Origin of the sequence: Marivirga lumbricoides (assembly GCF_014636295.1) — a bacterium.
GTDB classification, from domain to species: Bacteria; Bacteroidota; Bacteroidia; order Cytophagales; family Cyclobacteriaceae; genus Marivirga; species Marivirga lumbricoides.
Genome location: NZ_BMEC01000002.1, coordinates 25,567 through 49,466, shown reverse-complemented (window position 1 = coordinate 49,466; position 23,900 = coordinate 25,567). Strand labels below are relative to the sequence as shown.

General features: G+C 37.8%; 15 protein-coding genes. 12 read left to right on the top strand and 3 right to left on the bottom strand.

The window, feature by feature from the left end; genetic code table 11:
* Positions 1-214 precede the first annotated feature (214 nt).
* The 5 genes from IEV85_RS02905 (at position 215) to IEV85_RS02885 (ending at position 8,942) form a co-directional block, all read left to right on the top strand.
* Positions 215-3,553 (top strand): TonB-dependent receptor, encoded by a 3,339-nt coding sequence (locus tag IEV85_RS02905; protein ID WP_188460304.1) that lies wholly within the window; start codon positions 215-217, stop codon positions 3,551-3,553.
* 263 nt (positions 3,554-3,816) lie between these two features.
* Positions 3,817-5,283, top strand: a complete 1,467-nt coding sequence (locus tag IEV85_RS02900) for a hypothetical protein (RefSeq protein ID WP_188460303.1) — start codon at positions 3,817-3,819, stop codon at positions 5,281-5,283.
* Positions 5,284-5,511: 228 nt separating this feature from the next.
* A complete protein-coding gene (locus IEV85_RS02895; protein ID WP_188460302.1) occupies positions 5,512-7,068 on the top strand; it encodes an IPT/TIG domain-containing protein in 1,557 nt (518 codons plus the stop codon).
* Between the two features lie 260 nt (positions 7,069-7,328).
* The gene (locus IEV85_RS02890) at positions 7,329-7,583 is read left to right on the top strand and encodes a hypothetical protein (protein WP_188460301.1); all 255 of its coding nucleotides are present in this window, start codon (positions 7,329-7,331) and stop codon (positions 7,581-7,583) included.
* Positions 7,584-7,976: 393 nt separating this feature from the next.
* The gene (locus IEV85_RS02885) at positions 7,977-8,942 is read left to right on the top strand and encodes an SMP-30/gluconolactonase/LRE family protein (protein ID WP_188460300.1); all 966 of its coding nucleotides are present in this window, start codon (positions 7,977-7,979) and stop codon (positions 8,940-8,942) included.
* A gap of 64 nt (positions 8,943-9,006) precedes the next feature.
* On the opposite strand, the gene IEV85_RS02880 is transcribed toward IEV85_RS02885, so the two are convergent.
* Entirely contained in the window at positions 9,007-11,016 is a 2,010-nt protein-coding gene (locus tag IEV85_RS02880; protein WP_188460299.1) for a tetratricopeptide repeat protein, read from the bottom strand.
* A 197-nt stretch (positions 11,017-11,213) separates the two neighbouring features.
* On the opposite strand from IEV85_RS02880, the gene IEV85_RS02875 reads away from it, so the two are divergent.
* The 4 genes from IEV85_RS02875 to IEV85_RS02860 are packed head-to-tail and all read left to right on the top strand — an operon-like array spanning position 11,214 to position 13,251.
* A complete protein-coding gene (locus IEV85_RS02875) occupies positions 11,214-11,768 on the top strand; it encodes an LVIVD repeat-containing protein (RefSeq protein ID WP_188460298.1) in 555 nt (184 codons plus the stop codon).
* Positions 11,769-11,801: 33 nt separating this feature from the next.
* On the top strand, positions 11,802-12,572 hold the full coding sequence (locus IEV85_RS02870) for an LVIVD repeat-containing protein (RefSeq protein WP_188460297.1): 771 nt from the start codon (positions 11,802-11,804) through the stop codon (positions 12,570-12,572).
* Positions 12,562-12,897, top strand: a complete 336-nt coding sequence (locus tag IEV85_RS02865; protein ID WP_188460296.1) for a hypothetical protein — start codon at positions 12,562-12,564, stop codon at positions 12,895-12,897. The genes IEV85_RS02870 and IEV85_RS02865 overlap by 11 nt, the downstream gene beginning before the upstream one ends.
* Before the next feature lie 57 nt (positions 12,898-12,954).
* Positions 12,955-13,251 carry a hypothetical protein gene (locus IEV85_RS02860; RefSeq protein WP_188460295.1) on the top strand — a complete coding sequence of 99 codons (297 nt, stop codon included), beginning with the start codon at positions 12,955-12,957 and terminating at the stop codon, positions 13,249-13,251.
* A gap of 74 nt (positions 13,252-13,325) precedes the next feature.
* Here IEV85_RS02860 and IEV85_RS02855 read toward each other — a convergent pair whose 3' ends face one another.
* The gene (locus IEV85_RS02855; RefSeq protein ID WP_188460294.1) at positions 13,326-14,147 is read right to left on the bottom strand and encodes a mechanosensitive ion channel family protein; all 822 of its coding nucleotides are present in this window, start codon (positions 14,145-14,147) and stop codon (positions 13,326-13,328) included.
* A 158-nt stretch (positions 14,148-14,305) separates the two neighbouring features.
* Positions 14,306-15,427 carry an alanine dehydrogenase gene (ald, locus tag IEV85_RS02850; protein WP_188460293.1) on the bottom strand — a complete coding sequence of 374 codons (1,122 nt, stop codon included), beginning with the start codon at positions 15,425-15,427 and terminating at the stop codon, positions 14,306-14,308.
* A gap of 329 nt (positions 15,428-15,756) precedes the next feature.
* On the opposite strand from ald, the gene IEV85_RS02845 reads away from it, so the two are divergent.
* The 3 genes from IEV85_RS02845 (at position 15,757) to IEV85_RS02835 (ending at position 23,886) form a co-directional block, all read left to right on the top strand.
* Complete coding sequence (locus IEV85_RS02845) at positions 15,757-18,174, top strand: alpha-ketoacid dehydrogenase subunit alpha/beta (RefSeq protein ID WP_188460292.1); 2,418 nt, start codon at positions 15,757-15,759, stop codon at positions 18,172-18,174.
* Positions 18,175-19,458: 1,284 nt separating this feature from the next.
* Positions 19,459-20,742, top strand: a complete 1,284-nt coding sequence (locus tag IEV85_RS02840; protein ID WP_188460291.1) for a cytochrome c3 family protein — start codon at positions 19,459-19,461, stop codon at positions 20,740-20,742.
* 36 nt (positions 20,743-20,778) lie between these two features.
* Entirely contained in the window at positions 20,779-23,886 is a 3,108-nt protein-coding gene (locus IEV85_RS02835) for a TAT-variant-translocated molybdopterin oxidoreductase (protein ID WP_188460290.1), read from the top strand.
* Positions 23,887-23,900 lie beyond the last annotated feature (14 nt).

The following is a 23,900-nucleotide window of genomic DNA, read 5'->3' as shown; positions in this document are numbered from 1 at the left end:
AAACAAATTAAATAAACCATCAATAACAAAATGACTGCTCTACGAGATTCAAAAAGAAGAAAATCAATTACTATAACCTTTGGGTGGGTTGAAGTTTTCTTAATCTTCTCTTTTGCCCTTCTCTTTTATTTACTCATGCCGGATAAAGAAGACAGAGAAATGAGGGCTACAGAAACACATGAATTATTAAATACTAATCATCATCAATAACAATATGCACTTACACTTACTTTTTAAATATAGTTTTATAATAGGTTTAATCCTGGCTCTGATTTTTGCCGGGAACTACCAGGCTTATGGTAGTAATGCAGTTACCTCTTTAAACAATAGTTTGTCTTTTGGCATACTGGATACCAAAGTTAATATTTCCTGCCAGTCATGTAGCATGGAAGAGGTATTAAGGCAATTGGAAGAAGCTTCCTCTACCAAATTTATTTATAGTCAGAACGATATCAGGGGTATCAAATTCGAATCATTGTCTTACTCCGGGCGAGCCTTAGGGAGCTTACTCAATGAGCTATTGTCCCCATACGATCTCACCTACAAAGTGATGAACGACAGAGTGATCATTAAAAAGGAAAAACAAAAAGGAACGGGTACCATTAAGGGCAAAGTATATGACCAAAAGGACGAAAATGAGGTACTGCCCGGAGCCTCTATCCGAATTGAGGGAACTACCAAAGGTACTGTTACCAATGTAAATGGTCTTTTTGAAATAGAGAACCTGCCTGAAGGCACTTATACTTTAATTGTCTCTTTTGTGGGCTATGCCACACAGCAGGTTGAGGGAATAAAAGTAATTGAAGGAAATGAAACTGTAGTGAATGTGCCACTGGGCACCAGCACTACGGAACTTAGCGAAGTGGTAGTAAAAGCAGATATACCTGTGCAATACGCCCCCATCCGTAATTCCACTGAAATCTCTTTGCTTTCCAGTATGAAGGCAGATATTGGGGTGGTAACGGGTATTTCCAACCAGCAAATTTCCCGGAGTTTGGACCGCGATGCAGCAGATGTGGTAAAACGGGTACCCGGCATTACCATTCTCAATAATTTTGTGTTGATCCGGGGACTTTCCCAACGCTATACCATGACCTATATTAATGGCATGCTGGCACCCAGTACGGAAGAGGACCAGCGTGCCTTTTCATTTAACTTATTGCCTTCAGGACTGATTGACAATATAATGGTTTATAAAAGCCCTAGCCCTGAACTGCCTGCAGGTTTTGCAGGAGGAATAGTGAAAATATCTACCAAACAACCTAACGTAGCAAGAAGGTTACAATTGAGTATAAGTGGCCAATATAGGGAAGGCACCACCTTTAACAGTGGTTATACCAACAGTGGTGCCAGCCAGGGTGATTGGCTGGGCCTGGGCCTGGAAGACCGTAAATATGCTGATAACTTATATACTCCAACTTATAAATTTCCTGACAGGCAATTTTCCCCTGCGGCATTAAGTGAGGTAACATTGAATTTCCCCAAACCTTATGATTTGCAACCATTATCTAAAAACATAAGCCCGGATCTACGGGCCCGGCTCAATTACTACGACTCCTGGAAGCTTGGAGGTCAAACACGCATTAATAACCTTACTTCTATTGGGTACACAGGACAAACCCGCTTTATAACAGGTGAAACCAATGGGGATATTGTGCCACAAGCTACAGCAGAACAGGCTCTGGAGGAAGTACCAAGCATACAGGCTACAGATAGCCTGTATGCAAAAAATGTACGCATTAGTGTGCTGCAGAGCCTGAACCTTAATTTGAATGACAACCATAGTATAGGCTTTACAGCTTTTTATAACCGCTCGGTAGATGATGAAACCAATATAAGGGATGAAAAAGTTTTTAGTAGTAATAACAGTTTTTTAACAGACAGAGTCGTTAACTATGAGTACAGCGTACAGGATTTGCTAAGTGCGCAATTAAGCGGCACGCATACACTCGGCATTCATCAGGTCGACTGGCGAGGTGGTTACAATTTTAGCTCTAAGCAGGCACCGGATATACAAAGCCATCGTTTTAATGCAATAGATTCTTCACGTACTACGGGAATATATCAAATAAGGGGCAATGCAGACAGAGTACTAAGAAGAGGCTCCTTCTTTACTGATGAAAAAGGATATACCACAGGCATTGACTATAGTGTAAGACCCATTCCCAACCTTAAATTAAAAGCCGGGGGGATGTACCAAACTACTGATCGCACATTTGAATCCTGGTATTATGGATTAGATCATACTACTTCTGCTACTAGCTATTCTTTCGGACAAACCCCCACCCCTTGGTACAACCTTAGTACGCTACTGTCCGATTCACTGGTACTTACTGCAGATGGTTCAGAAGGATATTATTTATTTAGGGATGTAACAGAAGGCCTTTTTAGTGTAGAGAATGGATATTATGCTGGGTATACCGGGGCTGAATGGAAAATACTGAATGATAGACTGCAGCTTAATGCAGGCATTCGTTACGAAAGCTATACCCGCCAGTTGTTTGATCAGTATGACAATAAGCTTTTTACTTCAGGAGGATATGATTACAATAAGCCACTGACAGGTGGTGGCTATGCACCAATTGGAGATACCATTACCGGCCCTACTTTTGCGTACTGGCTTCCTTCTGCAAGTATTAACTGGTCTTTTTCCGATAAAATGAAAATCACTACTTCTTATGGAAAAACCATCGACCGCCCTGCTTACAGGGAAACTACACCATATGATTATTATGACTTTGAGAATAATATTATAAGGGCAGGAGATGCAAGCTTACTAGATGCTACCATACAGAACTATGACCTGCGCTGGGAGTATTACCCTAAAGAGGGGGAATTTATTGCTCTCGGTGCTTTTTATAAGGATATGGAAAATGTTATTGAATCTATAGATGTAACAAATATATCTGCCCAATCTGGTTATAGACGTTTTGATTTTATTAATTCCCCTGGTGCCACTATTAAAGGATTGGAAGTGGAAGTTCGCAAAAATCTTAGCTTTATTCCATGGCGCCCGCTTCAGTACTTTTCTGTAATTGCCAATTATGCCCTAATGCAAAACAGGGTAGAGTTTTTTGAAGTTGAAAATGAGGAAAATGCCCGCACATTTGTACCTGAAGGAGCTCGTTTCCGCCCTTTTGTGGGAGCTGTACCCTATGTGTTGAATGCTAACCTTTATTTTAACCAGCCGGAATGGGGTACCACTTTTTCTGTACTGGTAAACTCAATTGGGCAAAAATTGGTAGCCACAAGTGCACCACGCTTAGCACCTATTTATGAACTGGGCCGCACTACGCTGGACCTGGTATGGAACCAACGCTTAAACAACTGGCTCTCCCTTAAGCTGGGCGTACAAAACCTGACCGATGCAAGCATTACCCAGTATCGCGATACGAACCTGGATGGACAATTTGATGAAGGTAAAATTCAGGAAGTGCGCTTTAAATATTTCAAGGATGGTGATAATGATGGTGTGCGCTATGGCTATGATTATAAAACAAGGAGCTACCGTACCGGGGCCTATTATTCAGTAGGATTAACAATGGAATTTTAAAAGCAATGACCAAAAGACAATAGATACTAGACATTAGACAATTACTAACAACCCAATTACAAATTACCAATAAACACCCAATAGTTAATTAACCAGTACCAATTACAAATGTGAAACCTATATAAAGAAGTGCTTATGAAACAGTAACCTGAAAAAAAGCTCCGCGCCACCAATAGAGAGGCAGGTGGAAGCGGAGCTGGTTGTCCCACCGACCATAATCAAGTGGGAACAGTATAAACATAAACACAAAAATAATGAATATTATGAAAACGTTAAATTTAAATTTCTTTTTATTAATAGCAACTGTGCTACTATTTACTACGGCATGTGAAGATGACCAATTAATGGTAGATAACCCATCAAACGGAGATGTACAGTTTGAAAGATTTGTTTCAGGAAACCCTCAGGTTGTATTAGGAGCTTCTCCTGATGCCGATGGAAATACTTTCCTGACTAACAGAACATTGGATAGTGATACATGCTATATATTGAACCAGTTCGTTCGTGTACCAAGTGGAGTTACTTTAACCATTGAGGCTGGTACCACTATTTTAGGAAGAACAGGTACATTAAGTGGTGACCCTGCAACAGGTATACCTCCGGGCACTTTAATTATTGAGCGTGGTGGTAAAATTGAAGCAGCTGGTACAGCCGGAAACCCAATTGTATTTACTTCCGAACAAGAAAATCCTGCCATTGGCGATTGGGGTGGAGTAGTGATATTAGGAAGAGCTTTTGTAAACTTACCTGGTGGTGAAGGTGAAATAGAAGGTATTCCTGAAGCTACCGGAGGAGACAACGGTTATGGCGGTACTATTAATGGAGATAATTCCGGTACCTTACAATATGTACGTATTGAATATGCCGGAAACGTATTAGTGGATGGAGACGAGACCAATGGCTTAACCCTTGGTGGAGTAGGTTCAGGTACTACTATCGATCACGTACAGGTTTCTTTTGGAGCTGACGATGGGTTCGAATTTTTTGGTGGTACAGTAAATGCCAGCTATTTAATAGCTTCTCGTAATACGGATGATGATTTTGATACTGACCAGGGCTATAGCGGTAAAATACAGTTTGGTATTGTATTAAGAGATCCTAACAACTTCTCTTCTTTGCCAACCAATGGTTTTGAGTCTAACGGTGACAGCGATGATGCTTCGGGAAGCTTTACCAATGCTACTTTCAGTAACTTCACTGTAATAGGTCCAATCAAACCAGGTTCTACAGCTGCTGTTAATTCAGCTTACAGATCTGGTGCTTTGATCAGAGATGGATCAGAATTGGATTTATTCAACTCTATTATTGTTGGTTTTCCTGTTTATCAATTAGAATTGGAAACTACTGCTGACTTCGGTAGTGCAGTGCAAGTGGAAGGTACTACTATTGTTTTCCCAACTTACGGGTCATATACTGCTTCATTCTCCAACGTTGCGCCTGCTACTTATTTAACTTCTGGTTATAATAATGAAATAGGCAATGCGAATAATAGTGGTGTTGGACAGACAACTACTGGTACATTACCACAACTTACAGGTTTAAAAGTTGCTGCATGGTCTTTAACTGCGCCTGATTTTGTTCCACATACTGAAAAATCTTCTGATTTCTCTAATAGCCTTTTAACGGCCGGTTTCTTTGATACTTCCGTGGATTTCCGCGGAGCATTTGGAGCAAGCAGCGAGGCTACTGAAGGTACGGATTGGAACATAGCAAGCTGGGCACGCTTTTAAGTAAGCAATCCCGAAAACTGGTTGATTAAGTGTTGTTTATTTGGATAAGGCCGGCAGTTCTGCTGTCGGCTTTTACCTAAACAATCCCATACCTAGTGCACTTAGCTGGCCATTAAATCAAATCAAAACCTTTAAAAAATACTTATGTCAAAACTTATACTAATTAAAAAGGACTAATTCCTAATAACTAATAATTCATTAAATATTCACTTTTAAATAAATATAAATATGAAACCGTTCAAGTACAAACAACTATTTACCATTATTGGCCTGTTTACCGGCCTTGCCATTGCTTTTACTGCCTGTAAAGAAGACGACAATACTGATCCTGAAGGACCAGGCACAGAACTCTCCATTACAGACTTTACGCCTAAAACTGCCCGCGTGGGAGATACTGTAGTGATAACAGGTACAGGCTTTAATGCTGATTTTAGCCAAAACACAGTCTTTTTTACAGGAAGCCAAACAAATACTACTCCTGGCTTGGCACAGGCAGTAGTGATCGCAGGCAGCACTACAAGCATTTCTGCACGCGTACCGTCTGATGTACTTGATGGCCCTATTACCGTGCGTACAGGAGAGGAAGAAGCTGTTTCCGAAGCGGATTTCACGCTGGACACTTCTTTGGGAGCACCTGTATTGAGCAGTATTGACCCTACCAATGGCTTGCCGGGTGTAACAGTAACCATTAGCGGGGAAAATTTCGGAGACGCAGTGGAGGATCTTGAAGTATTGTTTGGGGAGACAGAAGCTACAGTAACGGCTGTAACCAATACTAGCATTACTACAAAAGTACCTGAAAGCCTTGCAGAAGGTGAAGTACAGGTGAGTGTAAGCCGTGAGGGTACTGCTGCTACCAGCACGCTTTCATTTACAGTAAACCCATTACCTGTTGACGTTAAAACCGCTTATTGGACTTCTCTGGAAGGAATTCTTCGTGGTAATATTACCGAAACAGGGGTGGATATAACTACTCTTTATGACGAGAGCAATGAAGGTTTAGGTAGCCCTTCAGGTATTGATGTTGATTTTGTGGGTGGTATGATTTATTTTACTTCAACTAACGGAGTGAGCAGAGCTTCTATAGAGGGAGATGGTACTGTTGAGCTTTTGTATGAATCAAAACAGTCCACAGATATAGCTATTGACCCAACTGCCGGTAAAGTATATTTTTTCAGTATTGATGGAGCTGCGGAGCAGACTTTCATCATCAAAGGAGATATGGATGGTACTGGTGAGGCTGATACATTGTATCGTTTTGATTATACCTTAAGCTTTGAAACATTTTTATACGAGGGACCGCAACCTTATACACCAAAATTATTACTGGCTGATAATCAAATCTACTGGACTGAAACGGGTACAAACCCTAGGGTAATGGTGGGAAGTGTAACAGGAGATACTGACCCTGTTGAGCTGTACGGAAGCGATGAATTGATCCAACCAACCGGTATCGCATTAGATCCTGTCAACCAAAAAATTTATATATCAGACAATGGAGTTAATGAAGCACTTGAAAGCACTATCTATGTAGGTAATTTGGATGGTTCTGGTAGTTTAGCAGTATTGGTAGGGGCTGGTGACTTCGTGAACTCACCTAGTGATATGGAAATAGATTTGGAAAATGGCTTTATTTACTGGCTAAATGTTAAAGAAAGTACATCAGGTGCAGTGGCGCCTTCCGCGCTGGTTCGTGCAAGTTTAGATGGTAGTGCAGTTGAAGTACTTTTTGACGGATTTTCTGGCGCTATATTCTTCGACCTTGAAATTGGCGTGGTAGAATAAGCCAAAGCCTAAGCATAAATAATATAATTTTTGGGAGGCTTGCCTCCCTCTCAATTAAACCAGGCAGGTATAAAACCTGCCTGATTTCTTTTAATATTAAATCAATCAACACCTTTCTAACATTTTACATTTATTATATAAAAATTTGATACTATGCCATTACAATATACCCTAAGCGAAAACAAAATAACACAAGATATACCAGATGACTTTGTAGGTGTTCCCCAAGAAGTTACTATGCATACCCGGGACGGGAGGATTTGATCAAAGCTGTTACAGGCCCCGGCTCTATTTTAAAGCCTACTGAATCCAATGCTGTAATAGATGCTTATTCGGCACAAATTGCCAATTGGATCAGTGAAGGAGAAGGTTATGCAGATGAATACGTGAGCATCCGCTTTAGCAGAGGGTGTGTGTTTATTACAGAGGATGATCGCTTCGATAGCAGCCGGCACAGCCTAAACGTAATCTCCACTTTAAAGCAGCAGTTACTTAACCGTGGTATGGATGTATAGCTACAATACATTAAAGCGGATGACCGTAGCCCTGAATAGAAAGCGTGTATGACTGGGGCAGCAATTACCGCATAAAAATAAGAAATACTGCCTACAAAGGTAAAACTATAAGAACAGGTGTTTCAGGAGTTATTTTTGAGGTAGCCTAAGCAATACAGTACAGCTTTCTCAATGTTTACAAACCGTTTCCTGATAATTTTGGGAAAGTTTGTTATTTTTTTTTCATGAACGATATTCCATAGTTCGGTAATTCATAGCCTTACCACGCCCTACCACTCAGTGCTTCTGTCCTTACTGCCCACGTGGGCCGGGTAGTAAAGAATTTCTGAAAAAAGTATATATGCTAGGTTTTTACCCTTATTTTTAATCACTATTTACCCAATACAAATAAGTATGAAAAAAAGAAAATACTTACTTTCAAAGCATATTGCTTGTAGTTTATTGTTTTTTTTCTTGATAGGCTGTGGTACTGAGGAGGAACCTATGCCAAATTTTACAGAACAAACGTATGTTTTCTGGACCAGCCTGGGAGATATGAAAATTATGAGAGCCGTATACGAGGAAGGGCAATACCTTCACATCGATACACTCTACAATATGGTGAAAGGCCTGGAGGGGCCGTCAGCCATTATAGCTGATGCTACTAATCAACTGATTTATTGGACAGATTTTTCTACCAGGCAAATATTGCGTGGCCCATGGGATGGAGGAGGCAATCCAGAGCTTCTTTACGCTGCACCTTACAATTCTCATGGTCCGGTAGAATTAACATTGGATTTCGAGACACAGTTGCTTTACTGGACACAACCCTATGATGACCTCATCTTAAGTGCTCCTGCAGATGGTAGTGGCCAGGTTGATACACTTTTTACATCAACTGATGGGCTTTCCGGCCCATGGGGCATTGCCTTATCAGCGGGGTATCTTTATTGGGTAGAGTTCCTTGATAACGAGATTTGGCGTGTAAACCTTTCCGACAGAGGGAATCCTGAATTGCTTTATGCTGGTGGGAGCGGATTTTTAAGGCCTTTTGGCGTGGCTATAAGTGAGGTAACTGATGAACTGTTTATCACTGATAATGCTTTGCCCGGAGCAGCATTTTCCGACAGGATATTAAAAGGCAGTCCCGATGGAAGAAAAAAGCTTGAAATTGTATATGATGGTGAAGACAATGTAAGCAATGCTTACAATGTTTTGGTGGACGGAGATGACTTATACTGGCACAATCAATTAAATGATGGAGGTATATATAAAGGCTCTATTTATGGTGGGCAACCCGTACAACTGGTAAGCTCTAGCAATGTAGGTCAAGGATTGGCTATTGCCAGATCAAAAATAGTTAAAGAGTCATTATTTTAGATTTAATTTAAGGTTTCGCTAGAAGAAGAAATAGTCATAGTTTAATTGGGAGTTTTACTGATAGTTAAAAGTTTTCTTCAAATTTCTCAAAGCTTACGCCAATCACTAGCATGTCATCAGTTTGCTCCATTTCCCCCTGCCATCTTTGCATTTCCAGCCCTAAGCTAATTCCTTGTTGCTTCATGTTTTTCTCTGAAATTGCTTTCAATAGATTTTTAAAGCGTGAGGTCATATATTTTTTCTCAACAGAATGGCCAAATTGATCCGCAAATCCATCGGAACTTAAGTAAATTTTTAGTTTTGGGTGAATACTTATTTCTTTGTTAGTGAATTCTTTATGTGGAGATTCATAATATTCACCAATGGTATATTTATTTCCTTTAATTACTTCTATTTCACCCTCGGAAATAATGTATAAAGGCCTTTTAGCACCTGCGTAGGTTAAAACACCTTCTTTTTTGTCAATTTTGCAGATGGACATATCCATGCTATGGTTTCTCATGGAAATTTCCTTTTGCTTCAAAGTCTCCATTACCTTACAATCCATCATTTTCAGAATAGTGGCCGGATCCGTCATTTTTTGTTCATTAACTATCTGGTTCAATACTGCATTTGCGATAACCGTCATAAAAGCACCAGCCACGCCATGGCCTGTGCAATCCACTAACACCAGCATGTCAATATTATTTAATTGACTGTACCAATAAAAATCCCCGCTTACAATATCTTTTGGTTTGTAAAATATAAAGGAATCCGAAAGGTTGCTTTCAAAATTATGATGGTTCATGATCCCTTCCTGAATATTTTTAGCATATTCAATAGAGTCGGTTATGTTCTGATTCCAACTTTCTAATTTAATTTTCTGAAGTTCTATTGCCCTTTTACTTAGTAAAATCTGTTCATGTTGTTGCTCCAATAGAGCTTTAGCCTTTTTGCTTTCTCTAAATTTTAAATAAACCACAATGGCTAATAGTAACAGCAGAATAGAGAGAATAGCAGTACCAAAATTTAACAACTGGCTGTTTTGATATTGAAGTTGGTTGATTTCAGCTTCTTTTTTAAGTAGAGCAATCTCCTTTTCTTTCTGCTCTAAATCGATGCTTTTTTCAAGCTCTGCTATAGATTTTCTGGTCTTCTCATTAAAGAGGCTATCTTTTATAGAGTGATACTGGTTCATGTACAAATAAGAACTTCTTATATCGTTGAGATGAAGGTATACTTCAGCCAATGTACTATAAGCATCCATTAAAATAGGTTGAGAATCTACAGAACTGGCAATTGTTACTGCTTCTTCCCCTGAATTTAAGGCTGCACCATAATTACCTTGAGCATTCTGAACGCGCGAAATTCTTACAAGCGTTCCTGCTATTCCAAACTTGTTTCCAGTGCCAATTTCATATGCTAATGATTTATTAAAGTAAAAAAGTGCACTATCATATAACTCATTGTTGAAGTATATTTTACCAATATTGCTGTAAGGATCAAATAACTCTTGCGGCTCTTGGCTGTTGTTAAATATACTTAATACCTTCTTGTAATATGTAAAAGCTTCCTTTTCCTGCCCTATGTCAAGGTAAACATTTCCAATATTATTAATGAGTCGTGTAAGATGGGCTGTGTCGTTTAAAACTTTAAATATTTCTTGTGCCTTAAGATAATAATCGAGTGCATTTTCAAAGTCTCTATTCATTGAATAGATATTTCCAATATTGCTGAGTGCTTTGGCTGATCCATATTTGTTATCGAGGGAGTCATACAAGTTGAGTGCATTTTTATAATATTGAAGTGAAGTATCATAATCACCTTTTTGTTTATGATATACTCCCAGGTTATTTAATGCTGTGGCTTCTCCTTCAGTATATTTCAACTTTTTTGAGAGTGATAAAGCTTTTTTAGCATATTCAAATGCTTCAATAGGTGCTTGTGTTCTGGTTGATTTAAATAGCTGGTTTAAATTGTCTACTTCCTGTGTGTTTTCAGCTGACTCCTGCTGCCTGGCAAATACCTTTTGCAGTACAGTATATTGCAATAGTAAAAGGAGTAAAATATTTAGCAGAAGTTTACGGAGTCCCATTAATTACAAAACTAAGCGAGGAGTTGGTAAATATTTTGCTAATATAATTATTTTTAATGCATTGGTTTTTCACAGTTTAGTAGATTCTGGTTTTATTTTAGGAAATCAGAAAAAACTTTACAACCTGAAAGTAATTATATGTGTCTTAAGTGCAATAATTTATTCATCTTGAACCATTTATATGAACTGCCCAATATATGAAACAAACTATGCCCTCTTTAAAGTTTAAGCCAGCCCTGCTTTTGCTGCTATTGCTTCCTTTAATTTCTTGCGAATTTTGGGAACCGGTTCCTGATTTTGATGTGGAAGAAATTGAAGGTATGAGGCCCATTTATGCAACTGAAAGTGAAGTAGAAGTAAAAAATCTTAATGCGCAGCAAATTGAAAGCCCCGGAAAGATTTATGTCATCAACGAGTATCTTTTAGTAGTAGATCAATTAAGAGGAGTTCATGTTTTTAATAACACTGATCCTGAGAATCCTCGAAACATAGGTTTCATTCAAATTGCAGGAAGTAATGACGTGGCTATCAGAAATAATATACTCTATGCAGACCAGGGGAAAGACTTACTGGCAATAGACATTAGTAATCCTGAAAATGTAAAATTAATGTCCAGAGTAAAAGGTGTTTTTCCTTTTGCTGCTCAGTATCCTATGGTAGAGGGTACTTATTTTGAATGTCCTGATCCTTCCAAAGGAATTGTAGTTGGTTGGGAAGCCGCTATTTTGAAAAAGCCTGAGTGTTATCGTTAAAAGCCCTTTTAAATGACATTAAAAATGAATTCTATGAAAAGTTTAAGGGTACTTACCCTGCTGCTGTTGGCTATGCTGGCAATACTTTTTTTCTTCAGCTGCGAATCGGAAAATGATATTGGTTCAGGTGAGGGGAAAGGTGGCTCATTGGCCCGATTCACTTTTTTGAAAGGGTATTTATATATTGTTGATGATGTTTCCCTCAAGACCTTTGATATCAGCAATCCTGATAATCCTGAATTGGTAGGTACAACAGAAATAGGCTCTGGTGTGGAGACTATATTTCCTTATGAGAATTATCTTTTTATCGGTACACAATGGGGTATGTTTATTTACTCTGTTGAAAATAGCCCGGTTCCTGTATTCCTTTCTAATTTTGAGCATTCTTATGCCTGCGACCCTGTTGTTGTGTCCGGGAATTACGCTTATGTTACACTGAGAAGCGGTACCTCTTGTCAGTCGGGTTTTGACAGAATGGAAGTGATAGATGTAAGTGATCTGCGGAATCCACGTTTATTAAATACCCTTGGAATGCAAAATCCTCATGGGCTAGCAGTAAGTGATACGCTTTTATTTGTTTGTGAAGGAGATTATGGTTTTAAGGTTTTTAATATTAAGCAAAAAAACAATCCTGTAGAAATTGCCTATTACGATAGTATTCCCAGCTACGATGTTATTGCCAATTATGGCAGGAAAGAACTGATTATTACAGGCAAAAAAGGTATTTTTCAGTACGACTTCTCCAACCCTTATGAAATGAAGCAATTAAGTAAAATCCTAAGTTTGCAAGCCAATGAAGAGTAAGTTTTTTATTTTGCTCATCTCTGCTTTACTACTTCATAAAATTGCTTTTGGCCAGGATGATGAAGTTGATGACAGTGATGACAGTTATTATCTTGCACAGTTCTCAATCTCCAGTTTTTTTGAAAGATATAATTCTGTGGATGTAGGGATGCTTAAAAGTATTAATAATAGAGGATTAGGTTTTCATTTGGGCTATATTTATGATATCAACAGCTTCTATGAAGAAAATGAGAGTAACTGGTTTAAGAATGTAAATGGGCTTAAATTGTTCCTCCAATATCGTTTTTACATAGAAGAGGGAAGCCAGTACCCTTCTAATTCCTGAACCTTCTTTGAGATTGAGTCTGCTTTCTACTATGTTAATTTTAACTCTGAGCGAATTGTGGGGTATGAATGTAGAAATGAATTCGGGGATTGTGAATACTACAGGTATTTTGACAGCGAGATCAATAGGTTCTTACCCTCTCTCTATCTGAAATTAGGTAAAGAGTTTGATTTTGATCCTCTTGTAATTACGCTTACTGGCGGTTTAGGGGTACGGCATATTTTTGATGTTTCAGATGTACCTAAGGATCCTGAACCCGATAAATTCTTTTTTACTAACGGAAAGGCGAATAATATGTCCTCAGGAACCAGGTTTAATCTCAGGTTAGGGATCCTGATAGGTTATAAATTTTGATAAACAACTTTTGAATAGGGGTAAAAAAAAGCCCTGAAGTAAGTTCAGAGCTTTTGAAATTTTATTTATTGGATTTAGTTTGTTCTCATATGAATATCTCTTTGAGGAAATGGTACCTCAATGTCATTGGCATTAAACGCATTATTAAGTGCTTCCATGTTTTCCCAATACACTGGCCATAAATCATCAGTATTGCTCCAGCATCTTACACTTAAATCAAGTGAGCTGTCTCCAAAATTTGAGAATCTAACTACAGGTGCAGGGTCTTCTTTAATACGTTCATCTTTCTTCAAAGTATCTAAAATTACCTGTCTCACCTTTGCTATATCACTTCCATAGGCTACTCCCACAGCCATATCCACTCTTCTGGTTTCCTTGGCATTCATGTTAGTTATGTTGGAGTTTGCCAATGAGCCATTAGGCATAATGACTAATTGATTGTCAAACGTCCTCACGTGTGTGTGTAAAATATCTATTTTCTCGACCACTCCTACAAAGCCTTGAGCATTTATAATAGAATCAACTTTGAAAGGCTTAAAGGTTAATATCAATATACCACCAGCGAAATTTGATAAACTTCCTTGCAGCGCCAAACCAATAGCTAAACCGGCAGCACCTAGCACCCCTAGTAATGCAGCTATTTTTATATCAAGGGTTTGGGCAATGATCAGTATAAGAGAAATGTATAAAACAAACCTTATAAAATTATTGAGAAAATGCTCCAGTGAAGGTTCTATCTTAGATTTTACAAAAACTTTGTGAACAGCTTTCATCAGGTAGCGGATCACAAGCCTACCTATAATAAGAATAAGTACTACTTTAATGAGTGCTATTCCAAATTCTATAGCATACAATTGAATTTTATCCAGAAGTTCCGGATCTAAATCTTTGAACATAACTGTTAGTTTTTAATTGTTGATTTTCAAATATAGATAAAAAATATCGCAGAGGCATCTTGGAATGCTTGCTATAACCTGATCAATTTACAATTACGATAAAAAAAAAAGAGTCGGATTTTCCCGACTCTTTTATCATAAAATATCAGTATGGATTCTTAGTTTTCTCCTAAGTACTTTTCAAAAGGAACGTGAGGTAAGCCGAAAGCATCTGCAACAGCATCATACACAACGTCACCTTTTATAATATTTAAGCCAAGTGCTAAATCACGATTATCCTGACATGCTTTTACCCAACCTTTGTTAGCTAACTGCATAGCATAAGGTAAAGTAGCATTGGTTAATGCCAATGTAGAAGTGTAAGGTACTGCCCCAGGCATGTTAGCAACGCAATAGTGAACAACATCATCAATAATATAAGTAGGGTCCTGGTGAGTAGTTGGTTTACATGTTTCAATACATCCACCCTGATCAACTGCTACATCAACTAAAACCGTTCCCGGTCTCATTTCTTTCAACATATCTCTGGTAATTAAGTGAGGAGCCTTAGCGCCAGGTATTAATACCGCTCCAACAATCAGGTCACATACTTTAATCATCTCACGAATATTGTATTCGTTCGACATAAAAGTATTGACATTAGCAGGCATTACATCATCCAAATAACGTAACCTCTGAAGGTTCACATCCATAATAGTTACGTCAGCACCCATTCCTGCAGCCATTTTAGCAGCATTGGTACCAACCACTCCCGCACCTAGTATTAATACTTTAGCTGGTCTTACTCCTGGTACACCACCTAGTAATATACCTCTTCCTTTCAATGGTTTTTCCAAATACTTAGCACCTTCCTGAATTGACATTCTTCCAGCTACTTCTGACATAGGAACCAGCAAAGGTAAACTTCTGTCAGGTCGTTCAACCGTTTCATATGCAAGGCAAATTGATTTGTTTTTGATCATTGCATGCGTTAAAGGTTCATAAGAAGCAAAGTGAAAATAAGTGAATAATAGCTGGTTTTCCCTTATCAAATTATACTCAGGTTCAATAGGCTCTTTCACCTTCATTATCATTTCAGCTTTGGCATACGTGCTTTCTATATCAGGTAAAATTTGAGCCCCGGATGCAATATATTCTTCATCCAAAAAGCCACTACCTTCTCCAGCTGTACTTTGAACATAAACGGTATGTCCATTTTTTACAAATTCTTGTGTGCCTGCAGGTGTAAGTGCTACACGGTTTTCATTATTCTTTATTTCCTTAGGTACGCCAATGATCATAACTGTACGATTTAAAAATTTTTTAATTGCGGCAAATATAAATAAGTAAAGAGAATTAAATCAGTATAAGCTGTAATTTTTTAACTCTCTGAAAATGAGATTTTTCTAATCAATTTAATATTTTATTTTGTGCTTTTGTGCTGATTAAATATTTGGCGAAACAATATATTAGCAAAATGATGAATCGGTATTTTTTGTTTTTACCCATTTCCAAAAATTCCAAAATATTCTGGTTTGAATGCAGGGGTTTGAAACCCCCGCCATTTTGGTTATTTTTGTACACCTTGTTTAATAGGGATATTGTATTTTTTCAATAAAAGGCTTTTCAGATGGCAAAATCGAATAAATCAAAAAATAATACTTACCAATTAAATACTGCAGAAATTCTTAAAGACTACCAGCTAGCCTGCGAAAGCAGACAAGCCAGCTTAATGGGAAGAAAAGAAGTATTTATGGGAAAAGCTAAGTTTGGTATTTTCGGTGACGGAAAAGAACTGGCACAGCTTGCTATGGCAAGGGCCTTCAAAAATGGAGATTTCAGATCAGGATATTACCGCGATCAAACTTTTATGTTTGCCATAGGCCAGCTAAGTATTCAGGAATATTTTGCCCAGTTGTATGCCCACACCGATGTTAATGCAGAACCTGCATCAGCGGGAAGGCTCATGAACGGGCACTTTGCCACCAGAATGCTGGATGAGGCAGGTCAGTATACAGATCTTACAAAATCCAAAAACAGTTCTTCTGATATATCCCCTACAGCAGCTCAAATGCCAAGACTTCTTGGTTTAGCATTTGCTTCTAAATTGTTCCGCGAGAATAAAGAACTGCAGCAGGAAGAGTTTGAGAAATACTCTATCAATGGAAACGAAGTGGCTTTTGGAACTATAGGAAATGCTTCTACAAGCGAGGGCATGTTCTACGAAACAATTAATGCCGGGGGGGTATTACAGGTTCCAATGTTAATTTCCGTTTGGGATGATCACTACGGGATTTCAGTTCCTCAGGAATTTCATACTACTAAAGCAAGTATATCAGAGGCTTTGGCAGGTTTTCAAAGAACTAAAGATAAAAATGGTTATGAAATTTTAGTGGTAAATGGTTGGGACTATGAAGCGCTCATAGATACTTATCAGAAGGCTGCTCAAATTTCGAGGGAGGAGCATGTCCCTACTTTAGTGCATGTAACTGAACTCACACAACCTCAAGGCCATTCAACCAGTGGGTCTCATGAACGCTACAAATCAAAAGAAAGGTTGGAGTGGGAGGCTGCACATGACTGCCTGGTGAAATTCAGAGAGTATATCATTGAGAATAAACACGCCACTGAAACAGAAATAGAAGAAATAGAAGAAGCCGCAAAAAAGACAGCTAAAGAGGCCAAAGAAGCTGCCTGGAAAGCATTTATTGGTGATATAAAATCAGAGCAAAAGGAAGCTTTACATCTACTGACAGGTTTAAAAGAGCAATCTGATAACGGAGAAACAATTGATCAAATTATTCAGGATCTTAAAGCCGTAATGAATCCGTTGAGGCTCGATGCTATCAAGGCAGTAAAAAAAGCGTTGAGGTTAGTGAAAGATAGCCAATCTGATGCAAAGAAAAAGCTGGCGAATTGGCTAAAAGCTGTTTTGGAGGAAAATACTGACCGTTTTAGCTCACATTTATATAGTCAATCTGAAAATGCGGCAATCTCCGTAGAAGCAATTCCTGTTGAGTATGATGCTGATGCAAAAAAGGTTGATGGCAGAGAGGTTTTACAAGCTTGCTTTGAAGCTGCTTTGAATCGCGATCCTCTGGTTTTTGCTTTTGGAGAGGATGTTGGTAAAATAGGAGATGTAAACCAGGCTTTTGCAGGGCTTCAGGAAAAATTTGGTGAAAACAGGGTAATGGATACCGGTATTAGAGAATGTACCATTTTAGGGCAGGGGATAGGAGCAGCACTGCGTGGTCTGCGGCCGATTGCTGAAATTCAGTACCTGGACTATCTGCTTTATGGGATTCAAATTTTATCTGATGACCTGGCAAGCTTACAATACAGAACTAAAGGAGGACAAAAAGCACCACTGATCATCAGAACCAGAGGCCATAGATTGGAAGGTGTTTGGCATTCGGGTTCTCCTATGGGAATGATCCTCAACAGCATCAGAGGAATTCACATATTGGTACCGAGAAATATGACGCAGGCAGCTGGTTTTTATAACACAATGCTTAAGTCTGATGATCCTGCAATTATTATAGAGTGTCTTAATGGCTACAGGCTGAAAGAGTCTATGCCTAAAAACATTGGTGAATTTACGGTTCCTTTAGGTCAGCCGGAAACTATCAGAGAAGGTAACGATGTGACTATAGTTACTTATGGTTCAATGTGCAGGGTTGTGATGGATGCAGCTGAACAGTTAGAAGAACATGGTATTTCATGTGAAATTATTGATGTGCAAACATTACTGCCATTCGATTTGGGGCATCAAATTGTTGAATCTGTCAAGAAAACTAACAGAGTGGTTTTTGCTGATGAAGATGTACCCGGAGGAGCTTCTGCTTTCATGCTTCAGCAGGTAGTGGAAAAACAAGAGGCATTCAGATATTTGGATACAACACCGATAACCATCTCGGCCAAAGCCCATAGGCCAGCATATGGCTCTGATGGTGACTATTTTTCCAAACCGAACATCGAAGAGATTTTTGAACGTGTATATGATATGATGCATGAATTCAATCCTGTAACCTTTCCCGAGCTTTATTGATTAAATTGGCGCTGTTTTAAGGAAATTCAAAAACTGCTTCTACCAAAAAATGGAGCAGTTTTTTTTTAACCTGAAGATTAAGTTATTTATACTTCTTTATAGAACCTGCTAAAGACGGACAGTGTGTGAGAGGTTATGTAATTATAGAACTTAATTGATTGACTATCATGGCGTTTACCTTCAGTCTTATAAGGAAATTCCCTCTACTTTCACTTCTACTAGTTATTTTCTTTTCCACTTTAGTATGCTCAGTTATCAGAACAACTACCTGACAGTGAAGAAAAGATTTCCCAAGGTGAGGAAGTTTTCTGAAACAACTGTACCATCTGCCATGCAATTCGTGAACAAGTGATTGGACCTGCGTTGGTAAATGTAACAGATAGGAGGGCTATTCCTTAGTTAGTCAATTTTATTTGTGATTCTCATGCAATAATTTCGAAGTGGAGATCAATAGATTGTTAATCTGTTTAATCAATATGGGAAAACAGTGATGACGAGCTTTGATTTCTTCTCTGAAGATGAAATTAAAAGTATACTAGCTTATATTAAAAACAGAATCAGAAATTAAGTCTGCGGAGAACAAATAATACTCCACAAGTAGGCAACACTCTCATGACTACCTCCGCCAATAATGATGTATTGTCTTCTTCCTTTCCTGGTTTTATTTTCAGTGTTTTTTTATTATTGTAATGATTCTTGTACTGGTGGTAATGATTCTAATGATCATCGTTTTAAGGAAGTTTACGAATTAATAGCATTTTTAACTTTTAATAGTATTTCAATTTAATTAGCTATTAATTTCCTATCTAATTTCAGAATAGATACTCCCTTTTTGCCATAGTATTTATTTCTAAATTATTGAACTACTATAAATGTAATAAAAGGTTGTGAAAAACAATACAATATTGTAGTTTGCTAAAAATCAGATAATTATCTTTTTTACTTATAACATCATAAAAATATGAGTTAGTAAAGGCTCTGATTAAACTAATTTATTATTAAAAGAGTCTGTTTTGCTATTTTACAAGAGTAAAGCAGGATTTTATTAAGATTCCATTAATGATTTTGGAAATATTTATTTATAATCTTTCTAAATTAATTATTTAATCTTATGGCTTATAAGCAATAAAGTGCTATAAAACAGAAAATTAGCTCACAATTGCAGAAGTCAGGTAATAAAACGAGAAAATAGTATTTAAAATGTATTTGAAATAAAATCTACGGGTGGTAGATTTGCGCTGTCTTAATAATTAGTATTCTTAAATGCTAAATGAACAAATAAATATGTCTTTAAAAAAGTATATCACTCGCTTATCTTTTATTGCTTTATTTTTAGTGGGTATTTTATCCTTGAGCAACACTACTGCGGCATTTGCTCAAGATGCAGAAATTCCAACTGACGAAGCAGTTATAGCAAATGGTAAAACGTTATTCAATAATAATTGTACTGTTTGCCACGCAGTTCATGAGAAAGTTGTAGGACCAGCACTGATTAACGTGCACCAAAGAAGAGAGTTGCCGTGGTTAATCAATTTCATCTCGAATTCTCAAAAGGTTATTCAAAGCGGTGATGAATATGCTGTAAATCTATATAATGAATACAGCAAAACAGTAATGCCAAGCTTCGATTATTTTTCTGAGGATGAAATAGTAAGCATTTTGGCGTATGTAAAGCAAGAATCTGCCAATCCTCCTTCATCTGAACCAGCTGCAACTGCAGCAGATGGAACACAATCGGCTGCCGGAGCAGCGGGTGGAATAGGAATTCCTTCAGAGTATTTAACACTTATAATTGTAGGTTTTGTTATAGTTCTTGTTCTTATTTTGGTTGTTTTGATCCTAATCATTACAGTTCTTAAGAAATTCATCAACCAAAAAGAAGGAATTGAAGCTGAGGATAAAGAGTATGTTAATCAAAAACTAGATGTAGGCAAGCTTGTAAAAAGCAACGGATTTTTATTTTTCGTAATAACTATTTTCACCATCGTAGTAGTTAAAACTGTAATTGATGGTCTTTATACAGTAGGCGTACAACAAGGCTACCAACCTACACAACCTATTGCATTTTCACATGAGCTTCATGCAGGTCAGTACGAAATTGAGTGTCAATATTGCCATACAGGGGTAATGATCAGTAAAAGTGCTAACATTCCATCAGCTAATATTTGTATGAATTGTCATACAGCCATTAAAACAGAATCTAAAGAAATCGCAAAAATTTATAAAGCGATTGATTATAACCCTGAAACTGCTGAATATGGAGATAATGTGCAGCCTATTGAATGGGTAAGAATACATAACCTTCCTGATTTAGCTTATTTTAACCACTCGCAACACGTTAATGTAGGAGGTATTGAGTGTCAAACCTGTCATGGTCCTATCGAGGAGATGGCAGTTGTGAAGCAGTGGAGTACTTTAACGATGGGTTGGTGTATTAACTGCCACAGAGAAACCAATGTGAATTCCAAAGGAAACGACTACTATAATGACTTAGTAAAAGCGCATGACGGTGGTGAATTAAAAGTTGTGGATATAGGTGGTCTGGAGTGTGCTAAGTGTCATTATTAATTTAGAAAGTTAAAATCGATTTCATTAATCATAGATATGAGTAATCATCAAAAAACATATTGGAAAGGAACAGAGCAATTAACAAATGATCCTTCATTTGTTAAAAATGCAGACAAAGAATTTCCGGAGTATCTACCAGTAAATTCCAACAAGGAAAATGATAATGGTGGCACTTCAAGAAGGGATTTCTTAAAAATGATGGGCTTTGGTATCGCAGCAGCTTCTTTAGCAGCTTGTGAAGCACCAGTAAGAAAAGCCATTCCTTACCTTAATAAACCTGTAGATGTTGATCCGGGCATAGCTAATTATTATGCTTCTACTTATTCAACTGGTGGGGATTATGCCAGTATTGTGGTAAAAACACGAGAGGGTAGACCTATCAAAATAGAAGGTAATAAGCAATCTCCTATTACTCAGGGTGGTGTAAGCGCTCAGGTTGAAGCTTCGGTTTTATCTCTTTATGATCAGGAAAGATTAGTCGGTCCTTTGAAAGGTGGTAAAGCAGCAAACTGGGAAGATATTGATAAAGATATCATCAACCAACTTAATAATATTAGTGCTAGTGGCGGGCAGATAAGAATTATTTCTAATACTGAAAACAGCCCCTCTACTTTAAAAGTAATTAATCAATTTGCTGAAAAATTTGGTAATACGGAGCACGTGATGTACGATGCTGTATCTGCTTACGGGATTATTAAAGCAAATGAATCTTCATTTGGAGTTAGTGGCATTCCTTCCTATGACTTCAGCCGCGCGAACGTAATAGTAAGCTTTGGTGCAGATTTTCTCGGAACATGGCTATCGCCAATAGAATTTACCAAACAATATAGTAGAACAAGAAAGGTTTCCAGCGAAGACAAAACAATGTCTCGGCATTATCAATTTGAAACAAACTTATCTCTATCAGGTGCAAACGCTGACTATAGAACTCCAATAAAACCTTCTCAGGAAGGTTTAGCTGTAGCTGCTCTTTATAATGAAGTTGCCAAATTAACCGGTAATTCAGGTATTAGCACCACTAAGTTTGAATTTAACCATATGGCTAAAGCAGCTAAGGATTTAGTAGCTACAAGAGGAAAATCCTTGGTAGTTTCTGGTTCTAATGATGCGGATGTTCAGATTCTGGTTAATGGAATCAATAACATGCTAGGAAATTATGGTACTACCATTAACCTAAACAAAGTAGCTTATTTTAAGAAAGGCAACGATGAGCAGTTCAGCAACTTCATAAAAGAAGCAAATGCTGGAAATATTGATGCTGTTATCTTCTACAATTCTAATCCGGTTTATGATTCCGGTATGGGTGTTGAATTAGAAAAAGCACTAACTAAAATTGCTCTTACCGTTTCCACATCCGATAGAAATGATGAGACTACAAGCTTAGTGAAATATGTGGCTCCTGATCACCATTTCCTTGAGTCATGGAACGATGCAGAGCCTAAACAAGGTGAGCTTAGCTTAGTACAACCTACAATCTCTCCTTTGTTTAAAACCAGACAGGCCCAGGATAGTTTCCTTAAATGGAGCGGAAGTCAGGTAGCATATTATGATTTTCTAAGAAGCAACTGGGAAAGCAGTTACTTTGCTTCTCAGGAACCTACATTTGATATTTTCTGGGACAGAACTTTATATAATGGCGTTTTATCAGTTTCTGGTGAAGCCTCTGAAATAAGCATGAATACAGCTGATTTAGCAAGTAGTGCTTCCAGAATCAATAAAAATTATACTGCCACCAATAATGGAATGGAATTGTCACTTTATACTAAAGTTTCAATAGGAACAGGTTTCCATTCTAATAATCCATGGTTGCAGGAATTACCGGATCCTATTTCTAAAGCAACATGGGAGAACTATGCTTCCATTTCGCAAAAAATGGCGAATGAATTGGGAATTAAAATGTTTGAAGGTAAGACTTCAGTAATTACTGTTACCATTAACGGACAGACTATTGAAATTCCTGCATTAGTTCAACCAGGACAGGCCGAAGGCACTATTGGTATAGCTTTAGGTTACGGTAGAAAAAAAGCAGGTAAAGTAGGAAATGATATAGGTGTTGATGCTTATCCTTTTGTTGCTACTGTGAATGGAGTTAAATCTTATTCTTTAACAAAAGGTGTTTCAATAGATGGAAAAGGAGCTGAGTATCAATTAGCTCAAACACAAACTCACCAAACCTTTATGGGGCGTGAGACTGTAATTCAGGAAGCATTACTTTCTGATTATAAGAAGAAAGGTTGGCATAGAGACTTTCAGCCTCAGATTGCAACAAGTAAAGGTAAAGTATCACCTTCTAAATTAACACTTTGGAATGGTCATAAATACAATAACCATCACTGGGGGCTTGCAATAGACCTTAATTCATGTACAGGTTGTGCAGCATGTACAGTAGCCTGCCAGTCAGAAAACAATATTCCGGTAGTAGGGAAGGCTGAAGTAGCTATGAGAAGAGATATGCAGTGGATGCGTATTGACAGATACTATAGCTCTAATGCTGATGTAAGTGATCATGAAGGTTTGGAAAAAGCTGCAGAGAATCCTGAAGTGGTATTCCAGCCAATGATGTGTCAGCATTGTAATAATGCTCCTTGCGAGACAGTTTGTCCTGTTGCAGCTACTACGCATAGTTCAGAAGGTTTAAACCAAATGACTTACAACAGATGTGTTGGTACAAGGTATTGTGCAAATAACTGCCCTTATAAAGTAAGACGTTTCAACTGGTTTAAATACCATGACAATAGCAAGTTTGACAAGAATACTTCAATGAATAATACCTTGGGTAAAATGGTATTGAACCCTGATGTTACAGTACGTTCTCGTGGTGTAATGGAGAAATGCTCAATGTGTGTTCAGAGAATTCAGGCTGGTAAACTACAAGCTAAAAAGGAAAAGAGAAAAATGGAAGATAAGGATGCTACTACTGCATGTGCAAGTGCTTGTCCTTCTGATGCCATTATTTTCGGAGACTTAAATAATCCTGATTCCTCAATTTCTCAATATCTGAAATTGAAGAATCATGATGATGAGCCAATCAAAGAGGTGAATAACGAAAGAGCTTACCATGTATTGGAAGAGCTTAGAGTTGCACCAAATGTTTGGTACATGACCAAGATCAGAAATAAAGATAAAGTAAATAACGAAGCTTAATTAATTAACGATAG